At 33.5% G+C, this 13,708-nt stretch carries 5 protein-coding genes and 1 pseudogene; 4 read left to right on the forward strand and 2 right to left on the reverse strand.

The genetic code is table 11. The annotated features are described in order from the left end of the window. Window positions 1-29: 29 nt before the first annotated feature. Entirely contained in the window at window positions 30-779 is a 750-nt protein-coding gene (locus ACQH3L_RS02940; protein WP_425384970.1) for an NTP transferase domain-containing protein, read from the reverse strand. A 693-nt stretch (window positions 780-1,472) separates the two neighbouring features. On the opposite strand from ACQH3L_RS02940, the gene ACQH3L_RS02945 reads away from it, so the two are divergent. The 3 genes and pseudogenes from ACQH3L_RS02945 to ACQH3L_RS02955 all read left to right on the forward strand — a co-directional run. Then, window positions 1,473-5,000 (forward strand): SNF2-related protein, encoded by a 3,528-nt coding sequence (locus ACQH3L_RS02945; RefSeq protein WP_425384971.1) that lies wholly within the window; start codon window positions 1,473-1,475, stop codon window positions 4,998-5,000. Between the two features lie 707 nt (window positions 5,001-5,707). Then, the gene (locus ACQH3L_RS02950) at window positions 5,708-7,903 is read left to right on the forward strand and encodes an AAA family ATPase (RefSeq protein ID WP_425384972.1); all 2,196 of its coding nucleotides are present in this window, start codon (window positions 5,708-5,710) and stop codon (window positions 7,901-7,903) included. Window positions 7,904-8,109: 206 nt separating this feature from the next. Beyond that, window positions 8,110-9,297, forward strand: a pseudogene (locus ACQH3L_RS02955) (recombinase family protein); the annotation flags it as partial. A 484-nt stretch (window positions 9,298-9,781) separates the two neighbouring features. Here the strand turns inward: ACQH3L_RS02955 and ACQH3L_RS02960 are convergent. Continuing rightward, complete coding sequence (locus ACQH3L_RS02960; RefSeq protein ID WP_425384973.1) at window positions 9,782-11,107, reverse strand: hypothetical protein; 1,326 nt, start codon at window positions 11,105-11,107, stop codon at window positions 9,782-9,784. A gap of 1,309 nt (window positions 11,108-12,416) precedes the next feature. Here ACQH3L_RS02960 and ACQH3L_RS02965 point away from each other — a divergent pair. Then, window positions 12,417-13,700, forward strand: a complete 1,284-nt coding sequence (locus ACQH3L_RS02965; protein WP_425384974.1) for a hypothetical protein — start codon at window positions 12,417-12,419, stop codon at window positions 13,698-13,700. The last annotated feature ends 8 nt before the right edge of the window (window positions 13,701-13,708 follow it).

Consider the following 13,708-nt stretch of genomic DNA (forward strand, 5'->3'; position numbering starts at 1 on the left):
AACTTAAATTAATGAATAAAAAAATGTAGTTATGAAATAAAAGTTGGCTGCTTTCTTTCTTGAAAATAGTGTTCGGCTTTAATCAAATCCTCCTTATTATTTACTCCCATTGCTTCTCTTTCATCAGAAACTACATAACCTACACTCAAGTTATTGGTTGCTGCAATCGGCACTATATCATTAAGACAATATTCATTGGTCGAATTATTGAATTTTATTTCTTTTACTAAGGTAAAGAGATCTTTAGCATATAAAGCCATTATTCCAGAGTTTGCAAGAAGCATTTTATCTCCATTTTTTAGGATTTTTTGAACATTTCCGTAATTATCAATTACTAATCTTCCATATTGTTCATCTTGACTATTGAATCCAAGAAGAACTAAATTATTATACTTTAAACAATCAGTCATTTTCATAACTGTATCGCTAGATATAAAAGGAGTGTCTCCATACTGTATTAAAACTATGTCTTGTTCAGATAACTCCTCCAGATTTTCTAGAGCAATTTTAACTGCAGTGCCAGTACCTGTAATATTTTCTTGAATTATCAATTTTATATTATATTTATCAATTATATCTTTTAAGGTACTAAATCTTTCTAACTCCTTTAGAAAAGGCTTGTTAATGACAATTGATAGACTTTTTAAACTCAGCGGTTTTGCATTGTGAATTATATGCTCTAAAAGAGTAAAATTTCCTACTAGGTGTAGTGTTTTTGAGTACTGTGAATTCATTCTACTGCTCTTTCCTGCTGCTAATATTATCAACGTGTTATCCATACATAACTCAAGAACTTACTAGGAGGTAAGTTAAGTGATAATTAATGAGTTGTAAAGTCTACTATAGCTTCCTAAATGATCCAGAAAAAATAATTAACATGCTTGAAATATATAAATCCTCTATGACGCTAATATAGATTAGCCGATAAAGTAAGCTTCCCAGAACTACTCATTTATATTGACCCATCAGTACTTATACAAAAGCTAGTTGATCGAGAAAATAGGCAAATCCTTATCAACGGCCTACTACTTTTCCTAACTTATGCTTCCTTGTTATATTGTTGAGTATACTTTTTAAATAGTTTTTTTCTGTTTTCTATCAACCAATAGAAGTTTCTTTTAGCCCATAAGGATATTTATATAGGAACTGATATTTTCTATGCTGGCAAGAGTCTTGACGCCGTAAAAAAAACTACTCAATAATTGGGTAACTTCTGATGACATTTTCACTGTACATTTATCGCACAACATTAGTGCTACAATCACAGGTGTAAAGGTATTAAACAACCTTTAAAAAGTTTCACTTTTCCCTTAATCAATTTTTCCTTTGATATAAGTGTTTATTGCTTTTGCCCTCTCTGTTGTTATAATTAACATTTTGTAGTAGTTCAAGATGAGTTTTGCATATTCAGAGAAAATCGTCCATAGAATCAGCATCTAGCTTATCTAGGTTAAAATATATAGTTTTACAAGATGACTATTTATGGAAAAACATGGTGGGGTAAGAAGTGGCTCCAGTCTTTTGACGGAATAGATTATGATAACCGTCTTCCACGTGGCAGAACTTGTGCTAATACTGGTCGAGCTTTTGGTATTAAAATTAATGGTCACATAGTTACAGCTAAAGTTCATAGCTCAGGATCTTACCCATATCGTGGTTCAAAACCTCAACCATATAAAGTCAAAATTATACTCAATGAATTAAGCTCATCAGAACAACAGACCATTCGTCAAATTATTGAAACTTCACCAGCTATATTAGCTAAATTGATAAATAGACAATTATCAGCCAGCTTGTTTGATAAGCTTAATGATCTTGGGATTAAATTATTTCCTTCAAATTGGCAGGAGATGAATGCAAGTTGTAGTTGTCCTGATTGGGCTATGCCTTGTAAACACATTGCTGCTGTAATTTATCTTATTGCTGCAGAAATTGATAAAAACCCCTTCATGATTTTTAATATTCATAATTGTAATTTGTCAGCACTTATCGATGATTTTGGGAATGGAAAATTAGAAAATGCTCAAAACATTTTAAAGATAGATGATATATTTAAGGCATGTTCTAAAATTAGAATACATAACCAAGCAATTTTAAATGATATTGATTTATCAACTATTCCTAACCTTTTTGATTGTATCAGTAGTATTTTAACAGATAATCCACTTTTTTTTGAAAAAAACTTTCATAATATCTTACAGATAGCTTATAAGCATTGGCAAAAGTATCCTGCAGGAAGATTAGTGTACTATCCAGCTTCTAAGAAGGAACTATCAGAAGAGGAGCTATTTATTAAAAGATGGGGAAATATTGAGAATTGGCAAACATTTCAACTATTCATTGATGATCAGCATTACCTTACTCAAGTGAGCAATGGTACAACTAATTTATTTAGGCTCAGTGGAAATGTATTGAGGGATGTAGCACGATTTTTAAATGATATTCCTAGTTCGTTACTCCACAAACTTAACCCTGAACTTCGCTTCATGCATATGATTTCACAGTTTGCACATATGCTAATGGAAAAGTCAGCGCTAATACCACAAGTATTACAAAACAAAAGAGGAGAAGTAATAATTAGGTGGATTCCGGCGTTGTTTAATGAGTCAGTTAAGGAAATTCATAGCAAGATATCATCTATTTGTCCGCCTCTATTGATTAAATATCAAGAAATCGTTATGGAACCAGAGGAACAAGTAAATGTTGCTATCTCTCTCATCCTTTTAGGGTATATAGAAGATAACTTTCCTGCATCACTGGATAAGCATAGAGATAAATCCATCTTTGAATTATTCTTTACTGGAAGATCATACAAGTTTACTGAGTTTAGCAACAAGGAAATACCGCAAGCAATTAATCTCTGGCTTTCACGTCTTTATTTAGCAGATAAACCTTACAAACTCTATTTAATGATAAAAGATCACCATGAAAAATTTGAACTTGAGGTACAGTTATCACTGGATGATGAGAAGTCATTCATCAAGCTGGAAAAAGCACTCTCTAATCAAAACGTAAAGCTTAGTATTTTATCTGATCTTGCACTTTTGTCTGAATATATACCTGAACTAGAAAAGTCGATTGACGATAATAGCACATTATCATTTAATTTAGATAATTTTGCACCATTATTTTTGCATATCTTGCCTGTACTAAGAGCAATAGGCATCAAAGTTATTTTGCCGAAATCTTTACAAAAAATCTTAAAACCACAATTAAGTCTTAATTTGTCTACTAAAGATAAAATAAAAGAAGATCGCGAAAGCTTTTTAACGCTGGAAAATTTATTGAAATTTGATTGGAAAGTAGCAATAGGAGATAAAAAACTAAGCGTTACAGAATTTAAAAAATTGCTAAAAGATTCCCGAGGGCTTGTGCGAATAGTCGATCAGTACGTCCTTTTGGATGACAAAGAGGTAGAAGCTTTATTAAAAAAACTTGATAAATTGCCTGATTATTTAAGTCAAGCAGAGCTTATGCAAGCTGCTCTAACAGGAGAAGTAAATGAAACTAAAGTAGCATTTGACCAGCAGCTTACAAGCTTATTTAATAAACTTAATACTTACACACCTGTTACTACACCAAATAATCTAATAGCACAACTACGCCCATATCAAGAACGTGGATTTAGTTGGCTTGTACAGAACATAGAAAACGGGTTTGGTAGCATAATTGCTGATGATATGGGTCTTGGTAAAACATTACAGGTTATAGCAGCTATTCTGTGTTGCAAAAATACAGGGTTTTTGGATCGGGACAGAGTCTTGGTAGTAGCTCCCACAAGCATATTAAGTAATTGGCAACGAGAGATGGAACGTTTTGCACCAGAATTAAAGCTTTTCGTCTATCACGGACAAAATCGAGAATTGGCAAGTGATTATGATGTAGCTCTAACATCCTATGGTCTTGCACGTCGTGATAAAAAAGAACTTAATAAAATTCGCTGGTTTTTGCTCGTGATTGATGAAGCACAAAATATAAAAAATCCTAATACCGAACAAACCAAGGCAATTAAAACTATTGCAGCAAAACATAAGATAGCTATGAGTGGTACGCCTGTTGAGAATAGGTTGCTTGAGTATTGGAGCATTTTTGACTTTATCAACAAATCTTATCTTGGTACTCCTAAGCAGTTTAAAAGCAGCTTTGCAACACCGATTGAAAAAGCAAGAGATAAAACTTGTCTAGAAAGGTTTATGAAAATCACTAGCCCTTTTATGTTACGTAGGCTTAAGAGTGATAAAAGCATTATTCAGGATTTACCAGATAAAATTGAGAACAATCGTTATTGTTCCCTCACTTCAGAGCAAACAGCGCTTTATCAAAAGGTTGTTGATACAACTATGGAGAAGATAGAAAAAAGTGAAGGGATTGAACGTAAGGGACTAATCTTTAAACTTATCAATGCTTTAAAGCAAATTTGTAACCATCCATCACAGTTTGGCAAGAAAAAGCGTGCGAGTATTGAACAATCCGGTAAAATGCAGATGCTTGAGGAAATATTGATTAGTATTGGTGAAGTTGCAGAAAAATCATTGATATTTACTCAATACACTGAAATGGGTGAGATTATAGCTAGGCTACTTGAAGAAAGGTTTGAATCAGAAGTGCCATTTTTACATGGAGGACTTTCTAGAAAAGTACGTGATACAATGATTAATGACTTTCAAAACTTATTCCAGTCCAACATTCTTATAGTGTCTTTAAAAGCTGGTGGAACAGGGCTTAATTTAACAGCGGCAAACCATGTAATACATTACGATTTATGGTGGAATCCAGCAGTGGAAGCACAAGCAACAGATCGGGCCTATCGTATCGGGCAAGAACGTAATGTCATGGTGTACAGGCTACTTTCAACAGGTACATTTGAAGAGCGTATTGATGAGATGATTCAAAGCAAGAAGGAATTAGCAAACCTAACTATAAGTAGTGGCGAGAGTTGGATTACAGAATTTAACAACGATCAATTAAGAGATTTAGTTAATATAAAAAATGCACTATAATATAGCTGAGTTATTTAATGTAAAGAACCAGCTAACTACCGCTAATAGTTCAAAATAGAGATAAAGATTTATATTTCGTACTTTATGTCTCATTGGTAGGCAAAAAGCCTGTAATTACGTTTTAAAGTGATTCCACTTTAAACTGTACCCTTTAGCACCTGTAATGCCCTTTAAAATTTGAATAAAAAGCATCTTTAATAATTCTATTCATGAACCAAAAAGTAATTGCCGTTTTCAGAAACTTTTCATTTTTACAGATGGCTTGAAAAGATTATCATTAATAGGTAGGCCAAACTCCTCCAAAGAAAAAAGTTTTTAATTTTTTCAGAAAAAGTCATAAGAAACCCGGTATATATATAGTAGAGGGTTTTCTATCAAAGACACCATTATGAATTATATAGCAGAAAGAAAACATTAGTTTTTTTAATTTATTTTAAATATATCAACAGAATAAAAACTAAGTGGTTGACATGGTGAGTAAAATGTAGTAGAATTATAATAGAGTATTTTTCCTTAAAAGAAAGAAGATACTAAAACCTCACTTTTCACCTGAACTGACTTCCTTTACTTGTTAATATATTTTTCAAGCTTTGCCAAGAGAACCCCCACCGTAGTTTTTACTTACATAATGAAAGAGTAAGACCCCAATCAAAACAGCCTTACTCAAAAACCTTTCAAACGCTTAATCTTAAAAGGAGTTCCAACTTATGGTACAAGATTTTTTAACTGATGTCAAACAAAAAAATACTTTAAATGATGAATATTATGATTTTAATAATACTGTAGAACCATTAGAGCAATTTGATGTAGAAGAAATAAAAAGACAACTATTATTAAACATAAGATCATGCCTTTCTTATTTATTCCCAAGGGGAACTTTTCATGGAGATGAATTCCGAATAGGTGATGTGCATGGTAACAAAGGACAAAGCCTCAGAGTAGCATTAACTGGTGGAAAAGCCGGACTCTGGCAGGATTTTGCAACTGGGCAGAAAGGTGATGTTCTTGATATTTGGGCAGGTGCACAGGGAAAAGATACAAAGAGAGACTTTTGTGAAGTGATGGCCTCTATAAGTGAATGTCTTGGATATAACAAGAAATGCGCAAAGGCTGACGAAGACTTCGAGAAATTTATTACCCACAGTTGGAATTATTATGATGAAAATGGTCAGGTCATTGTAAAAATTTATCGTTCTGATCCTCCTAAAGGAAAAAAGCAATATAAGCCTTTTGATGTTAAACAATCTCGGTATGGTGCGCCAAAAGTAAGACCTCTCTATAACATACCAAGTATTTTAAAGTCTGATAAAGTTGTTCTGGTTGAAGGGGAAAAATGTGCAGAAGCGCTGATAGAACAAGGTATCACAGCAACAACAGCAATGTCTGGAGCAAACGCACCAATTGATAAAACAGACTGGTCACCACTTAAAGGTAAGCATATTATCATTTGGCCAGATAATGATGAAGCAGGTAATGAATACGCAAAAAATGCTGAAAAAAAGCTTTTAGAGATCGGAGTTGCATCACTTGCTGTGCTTGAAATTCCTCGAGGTAAGCCTGAGAAATGGGATGCTGCTGATTGTGTAGAGGAAGGTATAGATGTCAAAGAGTTTTTAGCTTCAACTCCGTTGCTTACTATTGATACTCCAGCTACTGATACTTCAAATATGAAAAGTTTAGAAAGATCCACAAAACAGCCACTTAACATTTTAGATTGGAGTGCAGAGCGCTTTGTAGGTCCGGTACCAGAGCAAAAGTTTCTTGTTGAAGGTCTATTTCCTTTAGGTGTTACTTCAATAATAGCAGCAATGGGAGATACAGGCAAAGGTATGCTTCTTCTTGACCTAGCGCTTAAGGTTGCAAGTGATAAGGATCAGATGTGTGGCTTTGGTTCACTTGTTACTGAACATGGATCAGTAGTGATTTTTTCAGCAGAAGATGATGCAAGTGAGATACACCGCCGCTTAGAACGACTCGACCCTAAGTGTGAAAGGTTGAAACATAAAGATAAATTATTTATTGTACCACTGCCAAACGTCAGAGGATCACTTACAATACTCAGAAATGTTCGTGGTAAAATCGTCGAAGTTTCTCCTGAATTCGAATCCGTAATGAAACAGCTCGAGGAAATTAAAGATCTGAAATTGATAGTATTTGATCCACTTGCTTCATTTATCCATGCAGATATAAATGCTGATCCTGCTGTAGGGGATTATCTAATGTGCTTATTATCTGATTTAGCATGTAGTACTGGAGCTTCGATAATTACTGCTCATCACATGAGAAAGCCAAAAGGAGAAAAACCAATATTAACTGCTGAACAAGCACGCGATGCAATTAGAGGTACCTCTGCTCTTGTTAATGGTGTTAGATGCTCATACGCTTTTTGGCCAATAGAAAATACAGCTAGGCTAGAAATCTTTAAGGCAGTAGGAGAAACACCAAGACAGAATGCTTTGTTTCATGGGGCAGTTGTGAAGGCCAATGGTTTAGCTGATCGCACTGTAAGAACTTACCTAAGAAATCAGGAAACAGGGCTACTAGAAGATATAACAATACAACTAACAGTTAAAAATGCTAGTGAAAAAGACCTTAAAATATGTCTTACTGATGCAATTACACGATCTGCTGTTGCAGGACACCCATTTACTCACACAGGAAGCACAGGAGTATATAAACAACGGCATAGGCTACCTGAGATTTTCCACAGTATGGGAAGAGATCGACTAGAGCGTATAGTTCAGGAACTTTTACAAGCAAAGCAGTTAGTTAAAGGAATGTCTACAGGTGCAAAAGAGGATAAGTGGCTTGACATTCCAACTGGACCATTTGCTTGTGGTATAGGAAAGTTCACTCTTGGAGATGAAGATTTTAGCTATAGGCAAAATTTAATGTTAGGATAAGTCTTTCTTTATGGGTGGCTCTTTAAATATTTTAGAGTTGCCCTATTTTCTCTATTCAATCTACCATCTACTCAATCTAACTTCGGAGCCACAACCCTATTATAAGTTATGATTTCAATTAAAAAGGGATAAGACATCAAATGGTTGAATTATATTCCTGATTCCTTGGTTACTAAATAAGTAATGAGAAACTAGGAAGCTAAAGATCGCTTTTTAGAAGACATAGAGTAAATTTTGTAGCAGTAACGCAGATATTTGACAATAATACGCCAATGGGAAAATTTGTACAAACGGTATTGTCAGGAGCAGCACAACTAGAAAGAGAAATGATAGTAGAGAGAGTAAAAAATAAAATAGCAACATCAAAGGAGCAGGGATTGTGGATGGGTGGAACTTTACCGCTTGGGTATGATGTAAAAGATAAGGAATTAATAATAAATGAGAAAGAAGCAAAGTTGGTAAAACATATATTTGAGAGGTATATAGAGCTGAAGTCAATGGCAGAACTAGCAAGGGAGCTAAATAGTCAAGGTTACAGAACAAAATCAGATATCTTTAAAAAAGCGACGGTAAGGAGAATAATAACAAATCCAATATATGTGGGAAAGATAAGACATTATGACAAACAGTATGAGGGAAAGCATGAAGCAATAATAGAAGAGGAAAAGTGGAAAAAAGCACAAGAATTAATAAAGAATCAGCCATATAGAAAAGCAAAATATGAGGAAGCGCTGCTTAGGGGGATAATTAAGTGCAAGAGCTGTAGTGTAAATATGACGCTAACGTATGCAAAAAAAGAGAATAAAAGGTATCGATACTACATATGTAATAATCACTTAAGGGGAAAGAATTGTGAATCAATAAATCGAACAATAGTAGCAGGAGAAGTAGAAAAAGAAGTGATGAGAAAGACAGAGCAGCTATATGAAAAATGGGGAGAAAAAGCGGAAGAGTGGAAAAATTTAAGCTTTGGAAAGCAAAAAGAAATAGTGCAAAAGTTAATAAAGGGAGTAATGGTGAGAGAGGATGGAATGGAGGTACATTCTGAATCAGAGGAAAAATTTATACCAATGAAGAAGAAAGGAAACAAATGTACAGTAGTAGAGCCAGAAGGGAAAACAAATAATGCACTACTGAAAGCAGTGGTGAGAGCTCACCTATGGAAACGTCAGCTAGAAGAGGGAAAGTATAGAAGTGTTAAAGAGATGAGTGCCAAAATTAATATAGGTACAAGACGTATACAGCAAATTTTGAGATTAAATTATTTAGCTCCAAAAATAAAGGAAGACATAGTAAATGGGAGACAGCCAAGAGATTTGAAGCTAGCTTATTTAAGAGAAGTACCAATGTTATGGAGTGACCAACTGGAGAAGTTTTACGGCTTAGAATCTTAATTTACAAAAGCAATAGGCAATGGAAAAGACTATGTGCCAGAAAACCAATACTTTAAAACAAAGAATTAAGGTAAACTATTTTTACAGGAACTGATACTTAATTATGTAATAAAAACAGTGATAATCTTAAACATACATATGAAACGATTCCAGAACTCCAAAGTTATTGCGTAAGAGATAAATGTTCCTGATAGCCCTTCTCCCGCTGAATCATGTGGTGGGTCTGATAAAGGAAATTCTGTAGGTATCACAAAAGTCAATTCAATCAAACACAAAAGGCTATACCTATAAAAGAATAAACATCAAGAGAGAAAAATAATTTCTTTAGAAGAATCTCTAAATTACTAAGTTAACACTTATCTCCCTACTATTTCTTCTCACCTTGAGAGTATAGTTTATACCTCAAAAGATCTTACTTTGAAGATACATCAATTTTTTTACCCTCCAAGACCTTTCTTTTGTTTACTAATTTTAGTTGACTTCATTAACACACTACTATTTCTTTCGAAGCTCCCATCTTTTGCAGCTGGTCTAAACTATCGATTGGCCTCATAAGAGTAGATGGGACACCTGATTCTTTCACTACAAAATTTGATTGTTTAATAGTTTCAGCTGACTCTATAAGTATTCTACCGTTTCTTTCAAAACCTTTATCGTTTAAAGCTTGTAGAACACTTTTTCCTCCTAAAAAGCAACTTTCTCCTAAACTTGATTTATCTTTTAATTTGTCAAACTTCTCTTGGCTCTCTTCATCAAGATTTACTTTTATTATATTACTACCTTCATCACTAGGACATAGATGAATATTAATCTTACCTACTTCAGTGATAAAGGACATTTCAATGCCACCCCCTAAGACATCTGTATAATTTCTTTTTCTTCCTATGCTTTCAACTCTTATTATACTTTCTCCGATCTGTAAGATGCTACTTTCTATACTGAAATTTTCATTCACCTTACTATTCATAACCTTTGCAACTTCAACGATACTGTTTTGTGGCCACCTGAAAAGAGCAAGATTGTTATCTACTTCTACTTTCAGATCATCATCTTGAATCTGTTCATTCTTGTTTACTAAACCCTTATATGCGATACTTTTTAGTTCGTCCTTAATTTTTTTACACTTTGTAAAAATAGGCTCATCACTTCCCCACATAACTTCACCTATCATCCTATCATTGTAAAAATCAGACTCTATTTTTGCACCTGCTGATAATAGCTTATTGACAATATTGAATAAAGGTTCTAAAGCCTCTTCCCATTCATCTATTGCCTCTTCTCCATCATCTTTATACCGTGCTCTAGTAGTAGGCGTTATACGCATAACACTGCTAGCATTAGCAATATCAATTATTTTTTTGAATACAAAATTTGACACAGTGCATTCATATTGATCACAGCGTAAATTTAGCTTTATTTTTCTTTTCAAATATTCATCTATTAAACGTTCCATCTTTTCTAGAGTGACCTTTGCAGAATTTTCGTATCTATTTTCATGAAACCGTTTCATTATACTTTCCATCTTTTCATGAAATTCATCAATCGAAACTTTTTCGCTCTCAGTTAACAGATTTGCTAAATTCATCAAAATTGAGTTTTCTGGAATAAAAGAACTTTCAACAACAGTATTCTTGTCTTCAATAACGGACTCATGCCAGTCATCATCACTTTGTTCTTGACTTAACGATGATGCATTACCTTCAATGGTGTACTGACCAAAACGTTCTGTATGCTGTTCTTCATCAGCTAACTGACCAAATGGCTTTTTTTTATAAACTTGCTTAGTATCTAAAATATATTCTAACACCATATTCCCTCAATCTATAAATACATTGTGTACAATAACTAGCATGAATAAAGGCTGATGCAAGCATAATTTTTCTAATACAAATTTCCGTTAGTTATGAAACACATGAAAAAGAGCTGTTTTTGCCTATAATTGCGAAGTTAAATAAATTTATCATTTGTGTTCCCCATAACGAATGTTGGTATAAATATGGATTTCTTTGTGTGCAGGATATGGAACTTAAAGTTTCACTAAGAGATAAAGTAGAGCACAAAAGCCAACACATTACAAGCAAATGGTTGCCTATTAAAGATGATGATAGATTTTATCATTCCAGTAGACTCACCCATACTTACCCCTCTAAACACAAATAATACATTATATGCAATATATAACATTAAATCAATAACCATAATCTTTTTACTACTTATATTTTTGTTAAGTTTTTATGGTGAGTAACAATGGAGTATGTAGATAGGTTAAAAGTTGCTTATGACTGCAAATTTGAGCTAATTTTACTATAAATTAACATGGTTAAGACCTATATTTGATATCACTACTATAAGAGCATGATGAATTATGCTTTAAAGGAGTACGGAAACTGCTGAAGTTTTTTTACAACAAACTTGTAAGGAGCAACTTCAGCAAAATGAATAAACACATGCCAATATTAATAGAGAATTATTTATAAGTCAACTAACTTTTTCAAAAAATATTTTAGTGAAGATACCATGCTAGCTAGTGTTATAAAGAATTGAATTATTTACTCTTCCTAAGATTGCAAAAAAGGTCGTATATTTGTGAGAACAAGCCGCGTAAAAATAAGGTTATAAAAATAGAAGATTTAAATTATTTCAATAAGCTTAGGCAAAACAGTTCGTATATAGATATGGATGAAATGGGCTAATATGGCTAGTTTTAGCGTATAGCAAAATCATTATATTGAAAAGTTCGTATGTTACAGATGGTAGACCATGCCATCCCAAAAAAAATATTTCTCACGTGTAGCAGTTTTGGGCGCTGGAAATGGTTAAGTTATTTGAGATATTAATAATATATTTTGTTAAATTAATACTAGTTCATTTTAGAATAGTAATTAAGGTAGATTTATAAAAAACAGAATTTAAAAGCAAATAAAAGGCCTTATATTGAGCCTATTAAGAGCCTTTTGCCTAAAACTACTTTGGGTTAGAAAATTTTTCTAAAATAGTAATTGACAAAGTTTTAAAGGTAGAGCAACATGCCTAGAATATAATAGAAGCTCATTCATTATGGTATGTGAGAGGGTTAAGAATCAAAGTATTTTTTTATTCATTTGCAAAGAGGGGTAATTATGGACCGTGGAGATATTCCGGAAGTTTTGTTTTCATCTGTTAAAGAGGATGATCCTTATAAGGCATCTAAGCTCCTCCAAGTTGAACGCTGGTGCTATACACATTCGAAGATAATTGGAAGAAGTGGTAAAAAAGGATACAATCTTATTGCACAAGTGTTATCTGATAAGGAGTCTTGGGAGGAAGTAGGAGGATTACATGGAGTCAAGCTTAATAGACGGGAGGTAGGTAAAAGGCTTACTACACTACCAGATTCAGATAATGCTTTTGGCAGGGCAAGTAGATACAGAATTGCATGTGAGTGTTGTTTGGAGGATGAAATAAGAGCTATCTTTGAGGAAAGAAAAGAGGAATTGTCTGCTCAAGGTAATGATAGCTTGCTTGAGTATCATCACTTAGTTAGGTGTTGTGGAGAAGGTCCTATAGCACAGTTTTGGTCACATTTTATTAGTGGGTATCTTGATAAATTGGATTTAAGAGGTCGTCATCCATATGAGTATGGGCTTGATTGTGCAGTAGATTGGAAAAAAGTAGAAGCAGTGGAATTCTTTTGGAATAAGATAAAATCATTGCCTGAAAATGAAATGAGTGAACAGAAAAAGGATGAGATCTTAATGAAAAATGCAATTTATTCAGCAGGACCTAATTTTCGCGTTTACCCTGATATATTCGAGTTCTTCCTTAATCAGATAAATCCTGATAGATATCCAGAGCTTTTGAAAAGAGATTTGGAAAGGAATACTGAATATGCCTCTTTATACAGAATGCTAGAAATGTTTAATTTTGATCTATTTCAGAAGTTATTTGATTTTTTGAAGCCATGCAATATTCCAGAAGATGATTACTATCTCTGGTTAAAATTAATGGTAAAGGAATGCCCAGAGCATTATTTAAGTACAGCTATGGAAATTTTTATACGTATATGGACAAGAGAGGGATTTGATGATCATCGTACTTTGACATTGAATAAAGAAATGATGAATAACTCTGTTTTTCAAGGAAGATTTTCAGTGCATTTGGTTGAAAAAGGTTTTATGAAGCCAGTGTGGGCAATTTTAGATAAAGCTAACTCTGATCAGATTAGGGAGTTTATGTCTTCTGAAAAAGCAAATTATATACGTTCTATATTAGAGCAAGGAGATCATGTTTCATTAAATAAGTTTTTAGCGTATGGCAAGTCTGCTGATAAAGAACTTGATCAAAAAAACATACCTGGTCCAAGTGGTGATTTAGCTGAGGTAGAGCTTAGTAAACAATCTTATGTGGGGGTAGGTGATCATTAAAATATTAT

The organism is Wolbachia endosymbiont (group A) of Sturmia bella (assembly GCF_964030905.1).
GTDB lineage: Bacteria > Pseudomonadota > Alphaproteobacteria > Rickettsiales > Anaplasmataceae > Wolbachia > Wolbachia pipientis.

What these genes read in the sequence shown, in the direction of transcription:
- ACQH3L_RS02950 (WP_425384972.1), top strand. Translation starts at nt 5,708, where the DNA reads ATGGTACAAGATTTTTTAACTGATGTCAAACAAAAAAATACTTTAAAT.
- ACQH3L_RS02940 (WP_425384970.1), bottom strand. Translation starts at nt 779, where the DNA reads ATGGATAACACGTTGATAATATTAGCAGCAGGAAAGAGCAGTAGAATG.
- ACQH3L_RS02945 (WP_425384971.1), top strand. Translation starts at nt 1,473, where the DNA reads ATGACTATTTATGGAAAAACATGGTGGGGTAAGAAGTGGCTCCAGTCT.
- ACQH3L_RS02960 (WP_425384973.1), bottom strand. Translation starts at nt 11,107, where the DNA reads ATGGTGTTAGAATATATTTTAGATACTAAGCAAGTTTATAAAAAAAAG.
- ACQH3L_RS02965 (WP_425384974.1), top strand. Translation starts at nt 12,417, where the DNA reads ATGGACCGTGGAGATATTCCGGAAGTTTTGTTTTCATCTGTTAAAGAG.